We start from the raw sequence: 24095 nt of genomic DNA on the forward strand, positions 1-24095 counted from the left end.
TGAATCAACTACTGCAATACAGCCATTATTGACGGCCAAGAAAAAAGCCATCTGACTTATGATCAGATGGCCGGAAGCAAAATCTTTCTCAAGAATAGAATTACACGCTCAATATATTTTATGTTTTCTATATAAAAATATTTATTGAGGATGATAACTATATTTTCTTATTTACAGAATGCACCATTGGCGCATTAAATTATGATAGGTATTTGTAAGCGCCAATACAGTTCGGTCTGTATCCCCCAATCTTTCGCGCAAGGATATAATTTGCACATCCAGATCAAACATAATTTGCCGACGGCTTTCTTCTGCAATCATAGATTGTGACCAAAAAAATGCAGCCAATCTTTTGCCACGTGTAACTGGCGCAACGCTATGCAATACCGTAGTGGGATATACGACCATATCACCAGCAGCCAGCTTAACTGATTGCTGCGTGCCGTTAGTATGGATAACAAGTTCGCCCCCATCATATTCTTCTGGTTCAGAAAAAAACAATGTTGAGGAAACATCCGTGCGAATACGCGTGTGAATGCCACCCGCAAAAACACCGCGGATCGCATTATCCACATGAGCACCAAATTGCATGCCCCCTTCATACCTATTAAATAAAGGGGGCGTAACTTTATACGGCAGAACAGCACTATTAAACGAGGCATTCCGGCCCAAAGCGCGCAAAACTAGCTCCCCCAATTCCAAACAGGTTTCTGAGTTACGGGGAAGCTGTAAGTTGTTCTTACTTTTGGCAGATTGTGCCCCTGCGGTTTCCCGCCCATCTGTCCATTCTGCTGCTTCCAACTTCATCCGGCAATAGGCAAGCTCATCAGCAGTCAGAACAGATGGAATACACAAAAACATCATCAAAAACTTTTCTAATATTCTATACTTATATCCATAAAGGAAAGAGCATCTCTTACGCGCCCCCTTCCTTTATTTCCGACACAAGATCAATCAATAATCCGCTGCCAAATTGAATAAAAAGGCACGCCCAATAGATGGCGTAACACGGTTACTGAACAGGTTTCCATAATTTAGACGATTGGCAAGGTTGTAACCATTCATCGTAACTTTCCAATGCTGATCGAAACGATGAGAAACAACTGCATCAAACTCTACGTTTGCAGGAACGCGTGCTGTATTGGCGTTATCAAGAAACACACCTTCCCGCCATGTCATCCCGCCACCCACAAGAAAATTGTAGGGCTTGGAGGGGGCAATCTCATATGTCGTCCAAACTGTTGCCTGGTTTCTGGGCACATACTGCACCTGCTTGCCAACATCGGTTGCTGTACCAGAAAGTGTTTTGCTGTCATACCGTGCGTAAGTGGCAATCACGTTCCAATTTTTCATAATCATGCCAGATACGCTCAGCTCCACACCTTGGTTGCGCTGTGTATCGCTGGTTGGTGTAACTGTGCCTGAACTTGGATCTGTTTGAATGGAATTGCCCTTTTCCAAACGGAAAACAGAGGCCGCAAAACCAATACGATCATGGAAAGCTGAATATTTAGCCCCCAACTCATAAAGTCGGCTACGTTCAGGCTTGGAGCCTTGATCCTTGAGGTTCAACGGCTCAGAACTGTTTGTCACATACAGGCCAAGTGGCGTTGTTGATTCCGACCAATTGAAATAGATCATCCCATGGTCATTAGGTGTGTACATCAGGCTCACGTTAGGGTTAAACGTATCCTGCGTCTGGCCCATATGCACGTCTGGCTTGGCATAGCTTCCACCGGTCATGCTGTAATGTGTATCCCAGTGATCCCACCGAAAACCAGCACGCACAGAAAACCACGGGGCAAGCTGGGCCTGTTCTGAAAAGAAAGCCCCTACATCTGTTGCATCACCCGTTTTCCACTTTTTCTGCCCTGCAGTAGCTGTGTTCACCAATCCGCCGGGCATGGATGAGCCATCTACAACATTCAACCCTGACACAACCGGAGACGGGTCCAGAAGATTTACATATTGGCGCGCAACAGCATTATTGTAGGCAAAATTTTCACGGCGATCATAAACATGCATGATATCTACGCCGCCAATCATTTCATGCTTCACGCTGCCTGTATCAAACTTGGCAACTGCAGAAAGGACATTTTGCACAGACCAATCATTTTGCTGATACGGGTTTGGCCCAAACACACCCCCTGTTCTGGAAAGCTTGGCAGCAGCTGCGTTCCCACCAAAAAAATCGGTATTACAATTATAGGCTGCTCCGTTTTGTAGATACCCACTTGCATTATAGGAAAGCTGGTTGCTGGTACAACCTTCCTGCGAAGCAGAAAAATATCGGCTATAAAGTCCCCCACGCGTATCATTATACACAGTAACGTAAGGAGAGGCCTCCCACTTCAAACGTCCTGTCAGCATATCCACACTGGAATTATCTTGATCAAACGTGGTGCCATACCAATTGGTGCGTTTTACACCATATTCCGTGGCCGGCTTACCATAAGCAGCCCCCGGCTTTTTCAACACCGGCACACCATAATCTGGAATGCGATTATCTGTTTGGTGGAAGTATTCTAAAGTATAGGAAACTTTTTTACCCATACCAAATGTTATGGATGGCGCAATACCCCATCTGTGGGAATAAACGTAATCGCGCCCGACAGTATTATTTTCATTCCCCATCCCGGTAATACGGATACCAATGCTATCCGTAAGCATACGGTTAAAATCCAGTGTTCCACGATAATACTGCCCACTTCCGCCAGAAAAAGACGCACGAATATGATTTTTCAATGTAGGCGTTTTAGTTGTAATGTTGATAGCACCACCTGTGGTGCCATTACCGAACACTTGTGAAGATGGCCCTTTAATAACGGCCACATTTTCATAATCGAAACTATCGCGCGTATACACACCAAAATCGCGCAAGCCATTTTCATAAATATCATTCTGGGCGGCAAATCCTCGGATCAGGAATTGATCTCCCGCCATTCCCCCTTCACCTTCCCCAACAGACGCCGTAATGCCGGGAACATTTTTAAGGGCCTCATCCAAAGATTTAACGTTCTGCTGCTGCATAAGAATTTGCGGCACCACATTAATGGTTTGTGGAGTATGCAAAGCATCATGCGGCATTCGGCTAATGCCCATAGGTGTCCGAAGTGTGTTCATGGGGGATGCGGTAACCACCCATTCTTCTGCCTCAGACCCATCTTCCTGTTTTGCAGAATGCGGCCCTTTCTTCCCTGATGTCGCAAGCGTTGCCTTGGATGAAGCATCTATGACCTCTGGAGCTTTCTGATTTTTAAGAGATTGCCCCTCTGTTGTAGCCGTTGCAGCGTATGCATCCACCGTTAGCAATGAGAGTGTACTCCACCCCATAGCCAAACCAAACATGAAAGAAGACGTAGGTATCTGCCGAGATGAAGATGAGTTTGTCATGAGACTTTACAAAACATTAATGCGAATCAGTTGCATATAGCTTTTATCGCAAATGATTCGCAATTCCGCGTATTTTAAAATATTTTTTATTGTTTTGCTTCGTTGCAGATATGTTTTTGTTTATATAAATAAACACTATTGGAATAATAATTATTTATATTTTTTTGATTTTATTTCTCGTTCTACAGCATATTTTAAATTATTTACTGCGTTATTTTTTAATTTTTGCATAATATCTTGCATTGCAAGCAAAACATCTAATGTGGCCTGCGGTACGGCTTGATGCCACCATACCATAGCCTCTTCAATACGCCCCTGCTCAGCCAGCCATACTGCATAATTATGTTGGCCTCGATAATCACCCTTTTGCGCTGACTCCTTATACAACATAAGCGCTTTTTTCTTGTCTTGAGGCACACACCACCCCTCTTCGTAAAATCGCGCCAAAATGTTCATAGATTTTGCGTGACCAGCTTGAGTTCCCATTTGAAAAAGAGCAAACGCTGATAAAAGATCTTGCTGCATGCCGATACCCCGCATTGTCATGATTGCAAGATTATAGCGCCCCCAGTTATCATTTAATTTTGCAGCTAAGGTATAATGCACAATAGCTTGCTGATAATCTTGAGGGCAGCCCCAGCCAAAATAATAGCAACGCCCCAGCATATTATGTGCTGGCCCATACCCCGCCTGCGCAGCCATACGAAACCATGTGATAGCAGCTGCAGGATCTGAAGGTACATATACGCTGTCTAAAAGGATTTTGCCCCATATAACCTGTTCTAAATGATGCCCTCGCAACGCTTTTTGGCGAATGGCTTCTATCTCAGCAGGTAATTCCAAAGGCTTAGAAAGGTCTTTCTTCCCCTTTCCATCTCTCCAGAGCTTTCTAAAATGCATTGCGGCAAGATCTCCTTATATAAGGGCATGCAGCATAAAGATAATGCAAATTATTCTCAATAATGTATGTTTAGGCCTTTCATCTCCACTTTAAAGTGAGCATTCACCTATAAATTATGATTACCTTTTAGATTGGTTTACTAAGAGACGCCAATACCTATGGCGCCTCTTTATTGGTCTGCTTTTCTAGAAGTTCAATATTCAAAAGCCTTATAAAGCCAACTTCAGAACATTGCATTGACCGCAAACTGTGGGGAAACCTGGATACTTTTGTTGTGACCGGCAAAATAGAAAGCAGAACCAACAATCACCCCCCAACGTGGGTTCCAATTATATTCAAACGCAGGCGCAATCTGCCAATCCGTTCCGGCAGACCCTGTTTTATGGATGTAATTGCCATTACTATCATGCCCACGTAACGTTGATCCATTGGACCAATCTCGCGCAAGATCCATGGCCAGCACCCATTTCTGGCTTAAACCGTATTCCAATGAAAAACCTGTCTGGCCGCTCATGCCCGGCTGCCCACGGCCACGAAAGCCATGCGCTGTGCCATAACTGGTGACATCTGTAAGTTTGGCCGAGGTGACAGCACGCCGGAACCAGTTCCATACACGCAAGCGTAATTCATGGTTGCCTGGCAACGTATAAGTAGATTGCTCAGTTAAGGCAAAACGGAAAACATATGCACCGCTCCCTACTCCATCCTGCTTATCTCCTAACTTTTTGTAATCCCCTGTAGGGAAAATCATACCTACAAAAAGGTTGAAAGCCGGGATGTAATGTTTAGGATCAGGCCGCACCAAACGATAGATCAGATCGAACGGAACATCGCCTGTTTTAGGACCATGAGAATGTCCATCTGCATGTTTCCATCCATAATCGACAATAGTATGCAACTGGATGCTGAAATCCTGAGAGATCCCGTATTTCCAGAGCGTTGAATTGGAAAACATGCGCTGCATGGGATGAGATGCAGGCCCTGCTCGCCCATGCGCATCAAAAGACCCTAAAGGCTGACTATAGGAATAATAGGGTTCAACATTCAGCACCCCTTCCCGCGTTGTGCCGGAAGGGGAAACGAGTGAGCCTGTATACCACTGATCTGCATGGGCAGATGCAAAACTACCGGTAGATGCAAGAAAGCAGACAAGTGCATTTCTTACGGAAACCTTGCCACCCGCATATACCCATTGCTTAAGGCGTACTCTCATTCAATTACTTATCCTGCTGAGTTTTTTCTGCTCAAAAGCCAGCGCTAAACGCTTTTTGAATCTCTGCAGCTGTGGTTTTACCATTAGCCAGCAGAAGCTGCAGAAGTATCCGTGCTTTTTGCGGGTTGAGATCCATAGAGGCCACAAGCCCATAGTGATCATCATCAACTTCCACATCACGGTTTACAAAACCGTTGCCCACGCGGGTGGAACGCACAACAACAACCCCAGCTTTTGTGGCACGCTCTATGCCGGCCAATGCATCTGTTGAAACATTGCCATCACCCATACCCGCGACCACAATGCCCCGCGCTCCGCCTTTTACGGCATCATCAATCTGCTGTGCATCCATGTCTGCATGGGCATAGACAATCTGAACCCGCGGCAGTTTATGGTCTGCTGGCAGAGCAAGATGCTGCTGAGGCTTGGCTGGCGTCATAAAGCGCACACTTGCCGGATCAACATAACCAACCGGACCAAGATTAGGTGAATGGAAGGTTTGCAGTGCAGTGGTGTGCATTTTGCTGACACCACGCGCAGACTGCACCTCATCATTTAATACCACCATTACGCCTCGCCCACGGGCCTGCGGATCAGCCGCAACCTTTACGGCTTCATACATATTGGCGGGGCCATCTGCGCTAATGGCCGTGCTCGGCCGCATTGCGCCCGTTAAAATAACCGGCCGTGCATCTGCAATCACGTTATCCAGAAAAAAAGCTGTTTCCTCCATTGTGTCTGTCCCGTGGGTGATCACAACGGCATCTGCTTCGTTATGGGCAAAAGCCCGACGAATACGCTCGGCCAGCTTGAACCAGACCTGACTGTTCATGTTCTGGGAAGCGATGTTGGATATCTGTTCCACCTGCAACTGCGCCAGTTTTTCAACGCCAGGCACACCTGCAATCAACTGTTCACCTGTTACGGCACCGGCATCATATCCAATAGCGGAACGGGTATCAGCCTTACCGGATATTGTGCCCCCCGTAGCCAGCACAAGCACACGTGGTAAGGAGACCTGCTGATGGGCCGCAAGAGGTGCAGATGCCCCTTCTGCATGAGAAAAAACAGGCATAACAGAGGCTACCCCCAGAATTGCAGCAAGAATAGGCAGACCACGCACAGAAACCATAAAACAACACTCTTTCTAACAAAGAGAGATAAAGGAATGCCCTTACCTCCCCTTGTCGTCATTTAAAAACCAAATCTACCGAAAGGAGCGCTTTCTCCTTCCGAACACAATTTTCATTACGCCTGAGGCTTCACAAACTCAGCGTGATATTCATCCACCATCTTGCGCAATGAACGCCCGATTGCGGCATACTGGAATTCATTAAGATTGGCGAGAGAAGCACGAGCTGAAGGACGCGTAGCCCCAAACCCAGCACCGGGAAGCAGCACTATACCGGTTTCATCTGCAATTCGGAACAGAATTTCACCTGTGCTGGCCCGCTTGAGCATCCACTGCGCAAACTCTTCGCCGTACAGAGCGCGACAAGTATCTTCCAGATCAATCAGCGTATAGTAATCTACTGCATTGGCATCTTCCGATGGCGCCACACCCAGCTCATGGTAAAGCGCAGCTTCACGGCGGCGAATAACACTCTTAAGCGTCGCTTTATAACGGCCTTCATGATCCATCAGCGCAAACAGAGAGAACAGTACCATCTGGACCTGTTGCGGTGTAGAAAGACCTGCCGTGTGGTTAAGAGCCACGGCACGGCTATCTGCCACCAACCGATCAATAAACTTCAGATCAGCTGAATCTGTTGTCAGGCTGGAATAGCGCTTTGCCAATGCGGCTTTTGCATCTGCCGGAAGCTGCGCCAGACGTGCATCAATTGCGTTATCCTTGTGCATCCCGATAACACCCAGACGCCAACCCGTTGCCCCAAAGTATTTGGAGAAGGAGTAAACAAGAATGGTGTTGCGCGGGCAGATTGCATAAAGCGAACGGAAGCCATCAGCAAACGTGCCATACACATCATCTGTCAGGATCATCAGCTCGGGACGATCTTCAACAATAGCGGCAATCTTCTCCAGCGATGCATCATTCATCTTGACTGATGGCGGGTTGCTGGGGTTCACGCAGAAGAACATTTTAACTGCCGGGTCACGCAGCTTTTCCAGCTCGCTTTCTGGATACTGCCAATCCAGAGAAGGATCTGCCTGCACGGGCACAACTTCCAGACCATATTCTTCAAGCTGCGGGATTTCGATATAAGGGGAGAAGATCGGCATACCGATTGCCACCTTGTCTCCCTTTTTGATCAGATCATTCTGCTTGAGAGAATTGAACACATAGGCCATAGCCGCTGTGCCGCCCTCGGTTGCAAAAAAGTCTGTGGAATCCAGAGAAATTCTACCACCCACCATTTCACGCAGAACGTACTGGCCAACAATTTTTTCGCTCAATGTCAGCATACGTGGTGGTGTTGGATAGTAGCAGCCCAGAATACCCTCAACCATTTCAACAAGGAATGTATCGGCTGGCAGGCCCATCTGGTCGCGCACATAACTTAAAGCATGCCCCAGAAGAGCGGCTTCCTCTTTATCTTCGTTGCTTTCAATAAACCGATCAAAGCGTGCTTCAATCCCTTCAATACGGACTGTACCGCCAAGACCGGGAGAGAGATAGGAAAAAGAAAGGCGCGCTTCAGCCAAAGCATATTGCCCCAACAGGAAAAAGGCAGCACGCGGCAGTGTTGCCAAAAAGTTGGGGTTACCACGGCCAGCGTTCAGCATAACGCGGTCAGCCTTTGATGATGCCAAGCTGATGAGCGTGTCTTTAAGTTCAAATGGGCTGAGATCACGAAATTTCGAATAATCGAGTGTCATTATTGCGTTTCCTTCTTTTCAGTATTCAGGAAAATGCGACCACAAGTGGCCCAAGTAGCGTAAGCAATACGTTTGCAACTGCGTAAGTAATGGCAAAAGGTGTTGTGGGAACGGCATTGCCTGCCTTGTTCAACACCTCGCCAAAAGCTGGATTGGCACTGCGAGAACCTGCCAAAGCACCTGCAAAAATGGCCGTATTGTTATAGCGCAGCACGTAGCGCCCAAAGAGCATGGTGAGGATAAGCGGCACCAATGTAACCACTACACCCAACAGAAAGAGCGTAATGCCGTGCTGCATGATGGTAGCAATAGCCTGCTGGCCCGTTTGCAAGCCCGTTACGGCCACAAAGCCTGCCAGCCCGAAGTCCACCAGAAAAGTTGAGGCACCCTGCGGCATATTCCCCATAACGGGATGGCGGCTTTGATACCAACCAAACAGCAACCCGGAAAGCAGAGCCCCACCGCCACTACCAAGAGTAAGAGGGACCGACCCCATATGCACCACACCCAAGCCGATCAGCAAACCAAGGGCAACGCCCAGAGAATGGAAAACGAGATCGGTTTTAATGCTTGGAAGCAGGATCGTCCCAATCTGCGTGGCTGCACGCTGCACATCGGCAGACGTACCAAGCAGGGTAACAATATCTCCATCCTTTACCTGCATGGAGCCCGTAACAGGCATTGCCTTACCTGCACGGGAGAGCGCGACCAGATAAACACCGTGACGCACAGCTGCGGAAAGAGACTGTACGCATTGATCAACAGTTTTTCCAACAAAATCCTTACGAGACAAAACAACATCCCGACGGATAAGGGAAAGATCAAGGCCGGGAACATCACCAATTTCCTGCCCGATCTTCTGCCCTGCAGCCAGAACCTCTGCGCGCTGCCCAACGAGCAAAAGCTGATCACCCGGCAGCAGCGCAGCATCGGCCCCTACACCGGCAGGTTTGCCATTGCGCAGCACCTGTTCCACCGTAACGCCTGCAGCCAGGCTTTCCACACGAGCAATAGTGAGATCAGACTGCGTTAGACGATACGCACGCCCAACAAGATTAGGAAAAGCAGAAACCTCTCCCTCACCCATAACATGCACGCCGCCTGCCTGCTCGGCTTCAGCACGAATAGCATCTTCACGGATGCCGCGCTTCATAAACCACGGCAAAACGTTAACACACAGAAGAATGGGCCCAATGGAGCCAAAGATATACGTTACGGCATAGCCAACAGCGACATTACCCTGAAGCTGCTGCACCTGCGCAAGCGGCAGACCAATTTTTTCCAAGGACGAGCCTGCCGTACCAATAATGGCCGACTGGGTAAGCCCCCCTGCCGCAAGCCCTGCAGCAAGTCCTTTATCAAGGTGGAATATGCGCGCAACCGCTACAACGGTAATCAATCCCGTAATAGCCAGCACAACGGCCATCAGAATTTCTTTAAGAGACTGCCGCCCTAATGAACGAAAAAACTGCGGGCCGCTTTGATAACCCACGGCATAGATAAAAAGAGCGAACAGAACGCTCTTGATGCCAGAATCAATATGAACGCCCACTTGGCTAATAAGCACAGCTGCTAAAAGCGAGCCCGCCACACCGCCAAGCTGGAACGAGCCAAAGCGAAATCGCCCGATCCAGCACCCTATAACAAGTGCAAGAAACAAGGCCATTTCTGGACACGCACCAAACAGGCTGGATAAAAGAGTAGTGAATGCGTGCAAAATGTAGTTCCTTGAGAATATATACTACCCGAACCACGCAACATATACATGAACTCACGCACTTGTAATTGATTCGAGTCAATTAATTTAATTTTATTTTTATTATTACATTCCATTTAAGTAATAATTATTAATTTGTTCTTGGTTTTATTTATTTTCCACAAATCCAATCCATACCCCTCAACATAACAATTATTAGATTATGGTATTAAAAAATATTATTTATGCTTTATAGGTAAATAAAATAATAATCTGTTGTTGTTGCATGTAAATAACGTATAAAGTAAGTATATTTAATTATAGACATAAAAAATACATATTCCCAGTTGCATATTTAAAATGAACAGATGTGCCAAATTTTTCCTATGTGCGCGCCATGAAAACCATCCGTAAGAAACATCATGAAATGTATTTTCGCTTCATTTCCATGATCATATTTGCAATTCCGTCATTTAATAAAACAAGATACATACTTGAAAAATAAAATCGTATATTTATGATAACTTCCCACAACCAATTTATTTATCATTTTATAATAAAAAACAAACATAATTCAGGCATCCAGAAACTGTAAATGCTCATTACCCTTTGTGTCATAGTCACAAACTATTAAATTGAACTTTTACGCTCCTGGTGCGTCTTAGAAAATCACCCTATCGTCTTTAACAAGGCGTATCATGATGTCTTCAGAAGATCCTGATAATAAAAGTTCATGTATTACTTATGCTTACATTCATAACAATATATTTTGGAAAAGGCAGAGAATTGTTGTTATTCCGGCTTGTAATGAGGAACAACATATTACCTCCTGCTTACTTGCACTGGCAGCACAGTTTCTTGCTCTTCCACACAAAGTTATCTTATGGATTAACAACACTATAGATCAAACCTATGAACGGGCTTCATCTCTACAGGATAAACTTCCATTTACGCTGGAGATTATATCAGTCACCTACGATCCTGCTATCGCAAATGCCGGAACAGCGCGAAGAGAAGCTATGGCGTATGCTGCCCAAAATGCACAGCAAGACGCTCTATTATTTACGACTGATGCTGATGGAGAAGTTGCCAAAGATTGGATATACCAAACCCTTGAAGCGTTTACGCAATATCACGTTGAAGCTGTTTTTGGGCGAACCCTGCTTTTACCTTCCGAATATGCACAAATCCCTCTACGGCTTCATGAAGATGAAAGAGCCGAACAAGCCTATGGCGCTCTTTTAGATCAAATCACCTTGCTTCTTGACCCACAACCGCATGATCCGTGGCCGCGGCATATAGAACATTCAGGCGCAAGCATTGCTGTCACGCATCAGGCATGGAGGCAGGCGGGAGGCATTCCTGATATTGCATCTGGAGAAGATCGCCTGTTTTATAAAGCATTAAGGCAAAATAGCATTCGCGTACGTCATGCACCAGATGTCATTGTCTATGTTTCAGCACGCCTTTTAGGGCGCGCACAAGGCGGCATGGCAGAAACTCTAGCACGCAGAATGATTGCCCAAGACAAATATATTGATGATGCCTTTGAAACAGTCTCAAGTCGGTTATTGCGTGTCCGCAGAGAGCTTGCTGACAGACGCGCAAACCCATTAAGCCCTATAAGCAAGGTATCTGCCTGCCCTCCCTTCCCCCGTATTCTTCGGGAGGATCTTCCCAAACACTATCAGCGTGCCCTACGTGTTCTCAATTTTCTCCATCATACGGAATATTGCCTTTCTGAGGGCGGGCACCATGTATCAACCGATCAATGCGGTATCCCTTCCCGCGTTCACTATAATCTGGGCGCCAATGCTGCGTTAGACAGACCCGAATAAAATATTCAGCAGCCTCATCTCCTGTGCATGGCGTATCTGTTGGGCCCGTCCAATTTACAATAAGAATATTACCTTCTGGCTTTAGGCTTTTGGTAACACTCTCAGCAAGACACTGAATATCTGCTGGACTAAAAAAATAAAGAACTTCTGAAATAAGAACCAAGTCACACCCAGACACTTCTGAAGCAGGATAAGCCTGTGGCAGAAAGGCCTTGATAAAACTGATGTGTTTTTGCTGCACGCATCGTTGTTGAGCGATGGCAAGAGCCGTTTCAGAAGCATCTATACCAACAATACGCTTGCAATATTTTGCAAGTGCTAGAGTGCTTACGCCAATCGCACACCCTAACTCTACAGCAAAAAAGATGGGTGATGCAGGAAGACATTGCAGGACTTTTTCAAGTTTCTGCTGCTCATATAGGCTGTTTTCAAAGTCCCAAGGATCAGCATTAAGCTGAAAGATATCTTCAAAAATATCTGGTTTCCACGTCTCGTTACTCATGATGTTATGAAGATTTCATAAGGCTGAAGTATTTTTTCCAAGAGGTATTCTGGTAAAATAAAACCATTTGGATCATCTTCCACAACCAACCCCATTTGGCTCTTATATGCCTGAATAGCATTGTGTTTGTGGCTCAAAAAATCCTGAATATTAAGGCGCCATCCAACAGGTAATGTTTCTTCAATATCCATACCAAGCGGAAGCGTTAAACCCCAGACGGGATAAGACAATATTCTTAACTCTGGCAGTAAGGCCTTCAACTTCTGCCCCATCTGCCATACGGCCAGATGGTCACAATGTGGATCATGCTGCCACGGCACAAGAATGTTTTGGCAATTATGCTGGCCTATCAGCACGCATAATTTCTGTATTGCATGATTAAAAGCCACACCTGAGGTAGGAACAGCTGAGTCTGGCAAACCTAGGAACAACAACCGATCTGTTGCAAGGTTAAGCGTAGCAAGTGCATCTCGGCTTTCTTTTTGCCGACACTGCGCAAGGCGTTCTGGTGACCATGCATAGGAACCAGGATGGGAGGCAGAACTATCTGAAACGATTACAACAACAGGAGGTCTATTATGCTGCACTGCGGTTGCTATAAAACCTGCACACCCCAAGCTTTCATCATCAGAATGAGGCGCCAGTATAAGTGATGTTCCCGGAGCAATCTGGTCAAAATCGGCGATAGGGAGCATAGAAAAATGTTCTATAATGTCTTGAACTTTCATGCATCTTCTCCCGGCCAATCATGGTTAACAAACCACATAGCGGCTTCTGTCAAAGCCTCATCTGGCGCAGGCTGCCGCAGATAGGTCATCAAATCCCTCATGACCAACTCTACCGCCTTACCTTTCACAAAAGCCGATACGCCCAGGCTTCTTTGAACAAGCGTTATCAATTCCAAAGCTGCACGTTCAACGGCAATGCGTGCAAGATTAACAGTTGCAACCACACTCTCTGGTTCCATGTTGGAAGCATAAGCCACTTTGGCGGCCTCTTTGACCCACATGCTCGCGGTTTTCTGTAAAGTCAGGGCTTCTCCAATCCGATGCAGTTGATGCGGATTGTTTGCGCGCCCCCGATCCAGAAGCTCCTGCCGCAACAGGTCAATCAACCGATCCATGCCGCCCAAGGCGACTGCCGATCCCCGCCACGCCCCAGCAGAAAATTCAGGTTGTCGCAAATAATCTCCTGCTGAACCAAGAATATTATCTGGAGAGATCACTACATCTGTAAAATCATAGCCGCCTGTACCGCTAGACTGCATTCCCATCAACTTCCCCGGACCTAACAGCCTCCGCTCGGCTCCATCTGTAGGGGCAAGCGCCATTATGGAATGGCCTTGATGTGTGGTGGCTGTTATGAGTGCGAGCCTTACGTGCGCTACACCACTGGCAAACCCTTTAATGCCAGCTAATCTGTAATGTCTGCGTTCATGCTCTATCGTAACTGGTGGGATGCCGTCGGTAACCCATATCCCTGCCAAGATTCCACGTTGAAGGCTCTGAGCAAGCTTACAACGTTGTTCTGGGGTACCATAAAGCTCTACAAGCCGAATAACATTTACATGGCCTTCCAAACATCGCCCTAACGAAAGGCTTGCATAGCCCGTTCGCCGCAGAAGAGTTAAAAGAACGCGCCCACCTTCTGATGTTCGGCAAAGATCAAGCCCGCCTTCTTCATGCGATAAAAGAGCATTTAGTGCGCCAATTTCGCGCAAGGCATTGAGCATATCTATTGGAAAAGCATTTTCTGCTGGTATGGAAGCCGCACTTTTCCACGCATCGAACAGATTTTTGATATCTATTTGAAAAGTAGAAAGGTTATTTTTAACGGCTTTTTCATCCAAGTTCAGCATGTTAGGCATCCCAATTCCGCAAGACGTTCTACGTCTAACGTATGGCTTGCAATAACAGATCCATGCCTAATCAGTACAACTTGGTCACTTTACATTGAGAGATAATATAATCTGCTGGCGTAAGTGTAGAGAAACTACATGGAGGCACCAGCAATCTTGCTGATGCCTCCTGTATTTAGCATGAGATCAGGAGTTTTTATGACTCTGCTGGCCGGCTTTAACATGTTGCTCATGTGTGCCGCCCCGAGTGCCAGAGCTATGTTCGCTCCCACTGCCCTCATTGTGCGATGTACCGGTATTTTTGTGGCTCTGCTCACCAGCTTTTACATGCTGTTCGTGCGTACCACCACGCGTGCCGGTGCCATGTTCACCTTGGCTCCTTTCATCGTGCGAAGTGCCTGCATTTTTATGGCTTTGCTCACCGGCCTTAACATGCTGCTCATGTGTGCCGCCCCGAGTGCCAGAGCCATTTTCGCTCCCGCTACCCTCAGTATGCGAACTACCAGTATTTTTATGGCTTTGCTCACCAGCTTTTACATGCTGTTCATGACTGCCGCCTTGATTGACCATTGTACTCTTCCTCTTTTTTGAGATGAGACGGTCTTTTAATCTAGCCGCCAGACAGAAAACCTTTCGGCTTATATGAAGTTTCAAAAAACCAAAGATGATTACAAATATTTTATAAGAAAACCGATACGATATTAAAATAAAAAGATGCTTTATTTATCTCTTAGACAATTTTGTGAAATGAATATTCATATTTTTTAAAGACATGGAGAGCATATAGGAAAAATAACACACTGCATCTTAAACTAATTCTACTCTCTTGCTGGGCTATGAGATGACACGATAACCCGCACTTCCTTCGGAAACCGTGGCTAAGATACCATGAAGCTACTTTGCCAAAAGAAAGATACGGGCCAAACTGTGCTGCAATAAACCCTAATTAAATTACTCATGTAGTCCCGGAGCTTCCCGACCAGTTCGAGCTACGTATTCTGTGTATCCACCATCGTAGCGGTGCAGGCCTTCTGGCGTAAGTTCCAGAACACGGTTGGAAAGTGCCGCAAGAAAATGACGATCATGGGAAACAAAAAGCATTGTGCCTTCATAGTCGGCCAAAGCAGTAATCAGCATTTCCTTGGTGGCAATATCCAAGTGGTTAGTTGGTTCATCCAGCACCAGAAAGTTTGGTGGATCGTACAGCATCAATGCCAAAACCAAACGTGCTTTTTCGCCCCCGGAAAGCACACGGCACAGTTTATCTATATCATCTCCAGAAAAGCCAAAGCTGCCCGCCAATGAACGGAGTGAACCCTGAGAAGCAAGCGGAAACGCATCATTCAAGGTTTCAAAAATAGTACGCTCACCGTCCAACAGATCCATAGCGTGCTGTGCGAAATACCCCATTTTAACGCTACCACCGAGCATAACCGTGCCTGCATCCGGCTCTGTGCTGCCGGTAACAAGTTTTAGCAGAGTAGATTTCCCCGCCCCGTTGATACCCAGCACACAACAGCGTTCTTGCCTGCGGATCAACAGATCAAGGTTTTTGTAAATCACCCGGCTGCCATAGGCTTTATCCACACCGCGCAGATTAACCACGGCATCCCCCGAACGTGGCGCCGGAGGAAAAGTGAAGGAAAGCGTTTGGCGGCGTTTGGGTGGTTCAACACGATCAATTTTATCTAGCTTCTTAACGCGGCTTTGCACTTGCGCGGCATGAGAAGCACGCGCCTTGAAACGCTCAATAAAAGCCACTTCCTTAGCCAGCATGGCCTGCTGACGTTCAAACTGGGCCTGCTGCTGCTTTTCGTTTAAAGCGCGTTGCTGTTCATAAAACTCGTAATCACCCGAAAAACTGGACAGCACACCACCGTCAATTTCAATCACCTTATTGATAACCCGGTTCATGAAAGCACGGTCATGCGATGTCATCAGCAAGGCACCGTCATAACCTGCCAGAAATTGCTCCAGCCAGATCAGGCTTTCCAGATCAAGATGGTTGCTTGGTTCATCCAGCAGCATAACGTCTGGTTTCATTAGCAGAATGCGCGCAAGTGCTACGCGCATTTTCCACCCGCCAGACAGACGGCCGACATCACCGTCCATCATTTCCTGACTAAAGCCCAAACCGTGCAAAACTTCACGCGCGCGGCCATCTAGCGCGTAGCCGCCTAATTCCTCAAAACGCCCTTGCACTTCACCAAACCGTTCAAGAATGGCATCCAATTCATTCAAACGGTCCGGATCTGCCAGCGCTGCTTCCAGTTCGGCAAGTTCAGCTCCAACCTCGGCAACGGGCCCTGCACCATTCATAACTTCAGCTACGGCACTGCGCCCCGCCATTTCCCCCACATCCTGATTGAAGAAGCCAATAGTGATGCCTCGATCAATCAGAACATTTCCTTCATCAGGCTCTTCCTCGCCTGTAATCAGGCGGAACAGTGTTGTCTTTCCTGCACCATTTGGCCCAACAAGCCCGATTTTCTCACCTTTTTGAAGCGCAGCCGAGGCATCGACAAAAATGACACGATGGCCATTGTACTTGCTGATAGTGTCAAGACGGATCATGGGGCCTCAGATACCTTAAAGGGAACAAGCAAAACCGGAGGCCCCTTATTGCGTAAGCCTTGCTGAGCGTAAATAGGAAAGCCCAAAATTACAGTGGAAAGTGGCACACCCTTACGCAAGCTGTTTCCATGATCCAGAACAGCTGCACGAACAATGAATATATGTATTCTTAAATCGTTCTTGTAATTTTATTCACTATAAAATCACTCGCATACTGCGCCGCTGCACTAAGTTGCGTATCCTGCAAATAGACCATTCCTACTTCCAGCTGCATCTCTGGCAGAAAACGTAATTTTGTATCTGGATCCATAATATCGCGCCCAAGATCCCTGAGCATCGTTAACGGAAGCAGGGTAAATGCATCGGCAAGCGCTACTATTCTTTCTCCCCCTACAACAGAGTTGATTTCAATACGCCGAGATGGAAGAGAAAGCCCTCTTGCAGCCAAAACACTATCAAACCGATCTCTCATCGCCATTCCGGATATCGGAATAACCCATATTCCGGCAGAAAATTCATCCCATTTTTCAAGAACATCAGGGATTGAAAAAGTTTCTTTTGTGGTTGCAACAACATATTGTTCCGTACCCAGTTTCTGGATACCAAACCGTTTATTGAGTGGAATATCTGCAAGATTTACAAAAACAAAATCATAGTGATTTGCCGCCAATCCAGCTAAAAGCTGCTGGCGTGATGCATATTCAAGCGTCAGATTCAAGCCGGGATGTGTCTTTTTAATTTTGGCAACACTTCTTACAATTGGATCTTGCAACAACGTTGCCTGAAAACCAATTTTTACATTCCCATGAAAACTTTCTTCGTACAGCATAATATCTGCAGTGAGATTTTTAAGCTCAGAATCAATTCTTCTGCCCGCAATGATAAAACGTTCACAAATAGGATCAGGGATAAGACCACCCTTGTTTCTAACAAACAGCTTCATGCCTAGAATATTTTCCAATTCCAGACACGATTTTGAAACAGCTGCAGGTGTAATATTAAGGCGTTCTGCTGCAAGCCGGATACTTTTGGTTGCAACCAACATTTCTACAAGCCGAAAATGTCGTAATTTCATATGTATGCGGAGGTCTGGCAGTTTAGCCACCTTCATCATTCAAGATTACCCCTGATAGAGTCCAAAACTTTGCATAGCAGAAATGCCATTTTATTTTAAGATGCTATTTTGAAAAAACCAAACAGTTGATGATCGCCAACTTTTTTTCAATTTCTGTTCGTTAGCAAACCCTCTACGTTCATCATGGTAGAGGGTTTAACCATCGGCTGTCCTTAATCGATTTCGCAGATGGAAGCTTCACCCGATAACAGACATTTGTTTGAATAATCTTTAAGGAAACAACCGAATGACGACGGGCGTTACAAGCGGCGTATTGTCGATTGATGCATATGTTGGTGGGGCAAGCACCATCCCTTCAGGCCCAGGTAATTCATATGATAAGCAGACTTTTTCCTCTGTCATTATTCAATCTGGTGGCACATGGACTGGCCCAAACACTATCGGTAGTGGCGGCACCGTTACCGTAAGCCAGGGTGGCGTTCTTAGCGGCGGCGCCGTTCTTAATGGCGGCTCCATTGTTTCATATAACAGCACCTCTGGTGGGTTAACTTTTGCCTGGGGTTCTGGGGGTGGAACCCTGGAATTAAAAAGTGGCGCTCTCGATCGTGCTGAAACTCCTCTTGCAGGAAATGCCTCAATTATCGTTGATGCAGGCGCCACTCTTTCCGGCATAACTTTGCTGTCTGGAAACAGCTTGGTTGTAAGCAGTGGCGGCACCTTGAATGGCACCACCACCATTAATGCCGGTGCGACAGCAACATTTTCAGCCGGCGCCAAGGAAACCGGTGTTACGCTTAATGGTGGCACAATTAACGCCTACAACTCCCCTCCGTATTTTAAGTGGGGTACTAGCGGTGGCACACTTGTTTTAGAAAGCGGCGTGACAGACATAAACGAAAGCCCCAAAGCAGGCAGCGCGACTATTATCGTGCAATCTGGGGCAACGATTTCAAATGCCACTTTGCTATCTGGCAATAAACTTGCCATTTACAGTGGTGGTGTTGCTACTGGTACAGTTGTTTCCAGCGGTGGCGGTGTTGCTGTTTACGGCTCGGCTTCCAACACAACCGTTAATGGCGGCGGTGTTATAGAAATCACCTCCGGCGGCACAGCTACAGGCGGCACTATTAATGGTGGCTCTGCCTATGTTGATGCAAGTGGCACTCTTAACTCCGCTACTGTAGCCAACAACGGCGTGGCAGTTGTAAGCGCTGGAGCATCAGCAAACACTATTACAGTGGAAACCAATGCTTCTCTCGCCATACAAAGTGGGGGCATTGCTTCGGGCACGATTGTTAACAGCAATGGTGGGCTAGCTGTTTCTGGTTCGGCTGCCAATACAATCGTTAATAATAGCGGTGTTGTGGAAATTAACTCTGGTGGCACAGCCACAGGCACGACCGTTAACAGCGGCGGTGTTGTTTATGCAGATGCCAGCAGCATTCTGGGCACCACCACTGTTTCCAATGGCGGACAGATTAGCGCAGCCAGTGGTGCGACCATTTCCGGCACTGTCACTATTGAAGATGGTGGTTCTGCAACTATCTGGAATAATGCTGGTGGTTCTGTAGACCTGCAGGGCGATACCAACACTGGGCTGGTTATCTCTGGCTTGGCATCTGGTGGTACGCTCAATACCGTAATCAGCGGGTTCAATGGCGCTTCTGCAAGCAATTCAGATAGCATCGAACTGGCTGGGGTCAAAGCCACAGATGTTTCATCTGTCACCTACCCTAGCGCAGATCAGGTTCAGCTAACCCTGAGCAATAACAACAGCATCACGTTGAACATTATTGGTGTAAAGAATTATGGATTCACGCTGGCCGATGGTTCTGATGGTTGGCTAAGCTATGAGGTCTGCTTCCTTTCCGGTAGCATGATCCGCACTCCAGAAGGCGATGTAGCAGTTGAAAACCTCCAGATTGGTGATCAGGTTGTTGCATTTGACTGGAAGAACAACAAGGAAATCTCTCATCCTGTGCTCTGGGTTGGTAAAACCCATGCAACAGTGCGCGCTGGTCTGCCAGATGATGAGGCAGGATACCCTGTACGTATTCTCAAAGATGCCATTGCAGATGGTGTGCCTTACAAGGACATGCTGATTACGCCAGAGCATTGCCTGTTCTTTGAAGGCAAGTTTGTGCCTGCACGTATGCTTGTGAATGGTATCTCCATCTTCTACGATAAATCCATCACGTCTTACGATTATTATCACGTGGAAACAGAGCAACATTCTGTTATTCGCGCTGATGGAATGCTGACAGAAAGCTACATGGACACAGGCAACCGCCGCTCCTTCCGTCAGGAAGGCTCTGTTGTCATGCTAGGTGGCAAAATAGGCACATGGGAAGAAGATGCTGCAGCCCCACTGTGTGTTGATCGGGCTTTTGTGGAGCCTCTTTTCCGCAAACTGGAATATAGGGGCAACAACGTTATTGGCCATAAAGTTCTAGCGCTTCCGTTAGAACAAACCAATGACGCCAACCTGCACCTGCTGATACAAACAGGCGCAGTTATTCGCCCGATGCGCCACAACGGTCAGCAATACAGCTTCATGCTGCCTGCTGGCACACAGTCTGTTCGCATTGTCTCACGCGCCAGCCGTCCGGCTGATGTGATTGGGCCATTTGTGGATGATCGCCGCCATATGGGTGTGGCTATTGCAGATATCCATCTGCTTTCCGCCAAACAGCAGCATAACATCACCACACATCTTCAGGCCGAAAAACCAGAAGGCTGGCACGCAACAGATTGGACTGATTGCGCATGGACCAATGGTAACGCCCAACTACCGCTTGATGAACAACTGCTTAACGGCAAAATGGGCATTCTTTCCCTGACCATTCGCGCCGCTGGCCCCTATCTGATTGATGATCAGACAGCAGCGGAAACAAAAGTACTCTCCGCTTAAAAGAAACGCATCTCTCTCTTATAGATAAAAATATAAGAGAGAGATTTCTTTTGCCTTTTAGGCACTTACATCCTGCAGAACTGTAAATCCTTCAAAAGCTGGTGGCCCTGCTGTAAGCGCCTTACCCTGCCCTGCTCCGGCATGCGCCTGACGAAACTGCTCAGACTGTGTCCAACCGACAAAAGCATCATAAGATGCCCATACGGTATGAGACGCATAGAGCCTTCCGCCTTCTTTTTCTGGCCCTTTAAGGAACTGAAAGCTGATAAAACCGGGAACGGTTTTCAACAGCACTTCTCGGTCTAGCCAACGACGCTGAAAAGCCTCTTCATTTTCTGGGGGCACCAGAAAGCGGTTCATGGCAATATATTGCGGCATATACTGTTCCTTTTCCATTTATATATTGATACTGCGCACGCAAGCATGCGCAACTTTCCTCAGCTATTATCTCCCCCGAACACCAGACAGACCAGAAAGTTTATTAAAACACGCTTATGCGTGTTCTTATGCAAGATCCGTACCTATGAAAGCACGAGTGCCTGATATTTGGTTTTCTATGCAACTCAGCACACGTTCAACGGTTTGCATCCACCAAGGTACGTTTTTGCAGATGTTGCAAATACACAACAAAGCAACAGTTTACCCCACAATAATACAAAAAATGTGTTGAAATTATTAATTCACCCATGTGAACGTGACTTTAAGAATTCTATACGATTTTTAGGAGCTTATTGTGCGTTCACCTCGTTCGATCATGGCTCGTCCAACTGGCATCACACATCCCCTGCTTTTAGGAACAACCTCTGTATTCTGCTTATTGGCTGAGCCAACTCACGCCCAAAATGCCAGTAGCTCCTTACCCAAACAGCACCAGACTACACAAAAGAAAGCCCCCTCAACCGCCCAGGCCCGGCAATTAACAGTATCCGATCCTCACCCCACAGCAGCACAACCCGTAGCAGGCGGCACCGAAACCGTTATCGTGACCGGCACCCGTGAAATTGGCAAAAAAGCACGAGACAGTATCTCGCCTGTAGATATCATTACGGCACGCCAACTTTCTGAAACAGGAATGCCCTCTTTGCGGGAGGCATTAACCCAACTGGCCCCTTCTTTAACCATGCCAACCAGTGGGTATGATGCAGGCGCCCTGACATCGGCTTTCAGCCTACGTGGGCTTAGCCCGAATGAAACACTGGTGTTGGTAGATGGCAAACGGCGGCACACCACAGCCAATATTTATGCAGACCCCGGCCCCCAACAGGGTAGCACGCCCGTTGATGTAGACATGATCCCACTTGCTGCCATTGATCATGTTGAAATTCTGCGGGATGGCGCATCCGCTCAATACGGATCAGACGCTGTGGCGGGTGTGGTAAACATTATCCTGAAAAAGCAGGATCACGGTTTTCATGCGCAATCTCTTACAGGCATCACAGCCTCGAAAGATGGGTTTGAGCAAGGCATCTATATGGATGGCGGCGCAAAACTGACGGACCGCGGTTACATTCATGTAAGTGGTGACTACGTGCATGAAGATCACACGTATCGCAGCGCGCCAGACCTGCGCACGAACACAAAAATCAACAAACTTCTGGGCCAACCTGAACAAACGCGTGAAACCGTGGCTATAAAAGCCGGGTATCATATCTTGGATAATCTGGAGGCTTATGCTGTAGCCACCTATGCACACCGGCACGCTGAATCCTTTCAGAACTACCGTACGGCCAGTTCTTTAGATAACTACCCGGCTTACGCGGCCATTTATCCAAATGGCTATTCCCCAGTCATGACAATGGACGAAAACGACTGGGAAGTGACCGCAGGCTTACGTGGTGAAATTGACAACTGGCACTGGGATCTCTCGTCCGTTTATGGGCGTGATTACGACCAGATTGGCATTGCCAATTCAGCCAACCTTGCCCTTTCAACAGCAACCGGGCGTACGCCCACAAAGTTTGATGCCCAGGGCTACAATAATGAGCAATGGAGCAATACGTTCGATCTCAGCAAAGCTTTTCATATACCCGGCTGGCCGTATGCCATAAACGTAGCAGGCGGCGCGTCTTACCGTTACGAAAGTTATAGTATTGGCACGGGCTCGGCTGATTCCACTTATAGCAGTGGTTCAGACGCATTGCAGGGCACAGTGGCCGCCAATGCCGGCAATTACAGCCGAGATGTTATTGGTGGTTATATTGATGTTGCCACCCACCTTGCCAAAAATGTGCAACTTGATCTGGCCGGCCGCTACGAACACTATACGGATGTAGGTGATACAGAAACCGGCAAAGCTGCGCTGCGGTATGACCCACTACCGTGGCTTGGCCTACGCGCAACCATATCAAACGGTTTTCATGCCCCCACACTGGCGCAAGAATATTATAGTGCTGTTGCAGTTTCCCCCACGGCAGCACGTGGCATTATTGCTGCCAATTCCCTCGGTGCGCGTGCAAATGGCGCCAATGCGCTTAAACCAGAACGCTCCACCAACGTTTCTGGCGGTATTGTGCTGGAACCCGTCAAACGGCTTCATATCACCGCAGATGTTTACCAGATAAACCTGCGCGATCAGATCCTGCCCGGCGGCAACGTATATGGCACAGATGCCCTTTCTGCCTTGCAAATGAACGGATTTACACTTCCGAACGATGCTGCCACATGGGGCAGTTCTCTTTCCACACACTGGTTTGCAAACGTGGCCAGCACGCGCACTCAAGGGTTGGATATTACCGCCACATACCCAACGGAATTAAGCCCCACAATAGGCCGTATTGACTGGGATGTTGGTATTAACCTGAACCGCACACGCCTAACACATCAGAGCGCTGCAGCAGATGGCACACCGCTGCTTACTGCCCAAAGCATTGCCTACATCACCACAGCCTATCCGCGTAGCAAAATGATCTGGGGTGGCCGCTTTACCAGCAGTAATGGCAAATGGACCGTAGGCGTGCATGAAATACGCTGGGGGCAAACCACATCCGAACTCACGGATTATACAGGACCAACCAATAGTGCCAGCGTAAGCGCTTACTCTTTTACGCAATTTCACAACACGCCAAAATTCGTAACCAATCTGGACATTACCTATCGGGTTATGCCGCAACTGTCTTTTACGCTTGGAGCGAACAACCTGTTTAATGCCCTGCCCTCGCGCGTGCCAGATAGCAACCGTTACCTTGGCGTGCCTCAGTATTACATGAGCACATCACAACTGGGTATTAATGGTGGCTTTTACTATCTGAAAGCAGATGTAAGATTTTAGAATGACTGCTTAAATAACACATTTACGG

Annotated in this window: 16 protein-coding genes and 1 pseudogene; 4 read left to right on the forward strand and 13 right to left on the reverse strand. The window is 47.2% G+C overall.

Annotated features, from left to right (window positions below; genetic code table 11):
• Positions 1-171: 171 nt before the first annotated feature.
• The 7 genes from EOV40_RS07155 to aspT form a co-directional block, all read right to left on the reverse strand.
• Positions 172-861 (reverse strand): Fe2+-dependent dioxygenase, encoded by a 690-nt coding sequence (locus EOV40_RS07155; RefSeq protein WP_128106214.1) that lies wholly within the window; start codon positions 859-861, stop codon positions 172-174.
• A 93-nt stretch (positions 862-954) separates the two neighbouring features.
• On the reverse strand, positions 955-3393 hold the full coding sequence (locus tag EOV40_RS07160; protein WP_128105495.1) for a TonB-dependent receptor: 2439 nt from the start codon (positions 3391-3393) through the stop codon (positions 955-957).
• A 150-nt stretch (positions 3394-3543) separates the two neighbouring features.
• A complete protein-coding gene (locus EOV40_RS07165; RefSeq protein ID WP_244296842.1) occupies positions 3544-4293 on the reverse strand; it encodes a tetratricopeptide repeat protein in 750 nt (249 codons plus the stop codon).
• A 224-nt stretch (positions 4294-4517) separates the two neighbouring features.
• Positions 4518-5507: a hypothetical protein gene (locus EOV40_RS07170; protein WP_128105496.1), complete on the reverse strand. Its 990-nt coding sequence runs from the start codon at positions 5505-5507 to the stop codon at positions 4518-4520.
• A 31-nt stretch (positions 5508-5538) separates the two neighbouring features.
• On the reverse strand, positions 5539-6639 hold the full coding sequence (locus tag EOV40_RS07175) for an asparaginase (RefSeq protein ID WP_128105497.1): 1101 nt from the start codon (positions 6637-6639) through the stop codon (positions 5539-5541).
• 116 nt (positions 6640-6755) lie between these two features.
• Positions 6756-8345, reverse strand: a complete 1590-nt coding sequence (locus EOV40_RS07180) for a bifunctional aspartate transaminase/aspartate 4-decarboxylase (RefSeq protein ID WP_128105498.1) — start codon at positions 8343-8345, stop codon at positions 6756-6758.
• 25 nt (positions 8346-8370) lie between these two features.
• Positions 8371-10062, reverse strand: a complete 1692-nt coding sequence (gene aspT, locus EOV40_RS07185) for an aspartate-alanine antiporter (RefSeq protein WP_128105499.1) — start codon at positions 10060-10062, stop codon at positions 8371-8373.
• Positions 10063-10742: 680 nt separating this feature from the next.
• On the opposite strand from aspT, the gene EOV40_RS07190 reads away from it, so the two are divergent.
• Entirely contained in the window at positions 10743-11879 is a 1137-nt protein-coding gene (locus EOV40_RS07190; protein ID WP_128106216.1) for a glycosyltransferase, read from the forward strand.
• Positions 11880-11988: 109 nt separating this feature from the next.
• On the opposite strand, the pseudogene EOV40_RS15255 reads toward EOV40_RS07190, so the two are convergent.
• From EOV40_RS15255 to EOV40_RS07205, 3 genes and pseudogenes are all read right to left on the reverse strand, one after another.
• Positions 11989-12381: pseudogene (locus tag EOV40_RS15255) on the reverse strand (class I SAM-dependent DNA methyltransferase); the annotation flags it as partial.
• A complete protein-coding gene (locus tag EOV40_RS07200; protein ID WP_128105501.1) occupies positions 12378-13109 on the reverse strand; it encodes a PIG-L deacetylase family protein in 732 nt (243 codons plus the stop codon). The gene EOV40_RS07200 and the pseudogene EOV40_RS15255, both read right to left, overlap by 4 nt.
• Positions 13106-14239, reverse strand: a complete 1134-nt coding sequence (locus EOV40_RS07205; RefSeq protein ID WP_128105502.1) for an acyl-CoA dehydrogenase family protein — start codon at positions 14237-14239, stop codon at positions 13106-13108. Before EOV40_RS07205 ends, EOV40_RS07200 begins: the two co-directional genes overlap by 4 nt.
• A gap of 198 nt (positions 14240-14437) precedes the next feature.
• Between EOV40_RS07205 and EOV40_RS15130 the strand changes: the two genes are divergently transcribed.
• On the forward strand, positions 14438-14830 hold the full coding sequence (locus EOV40_RS15130) for a hypothetical protein (RefSeq protein ID WP_208729111.1): 393 nt from the start codon (positions 14438-14440) through the stop codon (positions 14828-14830).
• A gap of 360 nt (positions 14831-15190) precedes the next feature.
• Here EOV40_RS15130 and EOV40_RS07215 read toward each other — a convergent pair whose 3' ends face one another.
• Positions 15191-16813 (reverse strand): ABC-F family ATP-binding cassette domain-containing protein, encoded by a 1623-nt coding sequence (locus tag EOV40_RS07215; RefSeq protein ID WP_128105504.1) that lies wholly within the window; start codon positions 16811-16813, stop codon positions 15191-15193.
• 169 nt (positions 16814-16982) lie between these two features.
• Positions 16983-17927: a LysR family transcriptional regulator gene (locus EOV40_RS07220; protein WP_128105505.1), complete on the reverse strand. Its 945-nt coding sequence runs from the start codon at positions 17925-17927 to the stop codon at positions 16983-16985.
• Between the two features lie 631 nt (positions 17928-18558).
• Between EOV40_RS07220 and EOV40_RS07225 the strand changes: the two genes are divergently transcribed.
• On the forward strand, positions 18559-20799 hold the full coding sequence (locus tag EOV40_RS07225) for a Hint domain-containing protein (protein WP_128106217.1): 2241 nt from the start codon (positions 18559-18561) through the stop codon (positions 20797-20799).
• A gap of 57 nt (positions 20800-20856) precedes the next feature.
• Here the strand turns inward: EOV40_RS07225 and EOV40_RS07230 are convergent, their stop codons facing one another.
• Complete coding sequence (locus tag EOV40_RS07230) at positions 20857-21177, reverse strand: antibiotic biosynthesis monooxygenase family protein (RefSeq protein ID WP_128105506.1); 321 nt, start codon at positions 21175-21177, stop codon at positions 20857-20859.
• A gap of 376 nt (positions 21178-21553) precedes the next feature.
• On the opposite strand from EOV40_RS07230, the gene EOV40_RS07235 reads away from it, so the two are divergent.
• Entirely contained in the window at positions 21554-24067 is a 2514-nt protein-coding gene (locus tag EOV40_RS07235; protein WP_128106218.1) for a TonB-dependent receptor plug domain-containing protein, read from the forward strand.
• Positions 24068-24095: the final 28 nt, after the last annotated feature.

The organism is Acetobacter oryzoeni (assembly GCF_004014775.2).
GTDB classification, from domain to species: domain Bacteria; phylum Pseudomonadota; class Alphaproteobacteria; order Acetobacterales; family Acetobacteraceae; genus Acetobacter; species Acetobacter oryzoeni.

Bases quoted from the DNA above. Each gene is read 5' to 3' on its own strand.
- EOV40_RS07220 (WP_128105505.1), bottom strand. From the start codon at position 17,927: ATGATGAAGGTGGCTAAACTGCCAGACCTCCGCATACATATGAAATTA.
- EOV40_RS07205 (WP_128105502.1), bottom strand. From the start codon at position 14,239: ATGCTGAACTTGGATGAAAAAGCCGTTAAAAATAACCTTTCTACTTTT.
- EOV40_RS15130 (WP_208729111.1), top strand. From the start codon at position 14,438: ATGACTCTGCTGGCCGGCTTTAACATGTTGCTCATGTGTGCCGCCCCG.
- EOV40_RS07155 (WP_128106214.1), bottom strand. From the start codon at position 861: ATGTTTTTGTGTATTCCATCTGTTCTGACTGCTGATGAGCTTGCCTAT.
- EOV40_RS07190 (WP_128106216.1), top strand. From the start codon at position 10,743: ATGTCTTCAGAAGATCCTGATAATAAAAGTTCATGTATTACTTATGCT.
- EOV40_RS07160 (WP_128105495.1), bottom strand. From the start codon at position 3,393: ATGACAAACTCATCTTCATCTCGGCAGATACCTACGTCTTCTTTCATG.
- EOV40_RS07170 (WP_128105496.1), bottom strand. From the start codon at position 5,507: ATGAGAGTACGCCTTAAGCAATGGGTATATGCGGGTGGCAAGGTTTCC.
- EOV40_RS07175 (WP_128105497.1), bottom strand. From the start codon at position 6,639: ATGGTTTCTGTGCGTGGTCTGCCTATTCTTGCTGCAATTCTGGGGGTA.
- EOV40_RS07230 (WP_128105506.1), bottom strand. From the start codon at position 21,177: ATGCCGCAATATATTGCCATGAACCGCTTTCTGGTGCCCCCAGAAAAT.
- EOV40_RS07215 (WP_128105504.1), bottom strand. From the start codon at position 16,813: ATGATCCGTCTTGACACTATCAGCAAGTACAATGGCCATCGTGTCATT.
- EOV40_RS07165 (WP_244296842.1), bottom strand. From the start codon at position 4,293: ATGCATTTTAGAAAGCTCTGGAGAGATGGAAAGGGGAAGAAAGACCTT.
- EOV40_RS07235 (WP_128106218.1), top strand. From the start codon at position 21,554: ATGGCTCGTCCAACTGGCATCACACATCCCCTGCTTTTAGGAACAACC.
- EOV40_RS07200 (WP_128105501.1), bottom strand. From the start codon at position 13,109: ATGAAAGTTCAAGACATTATAGAACATTTTTCTATGCTCCCTATCGCC.
- EOV40_RS07180 (WP_128105498.1), bottom strand. From the start codon at position 8,345: ATGACACTCGATTATTCGAAATTTCGTGATCTCAGCCCATTTGAACTT.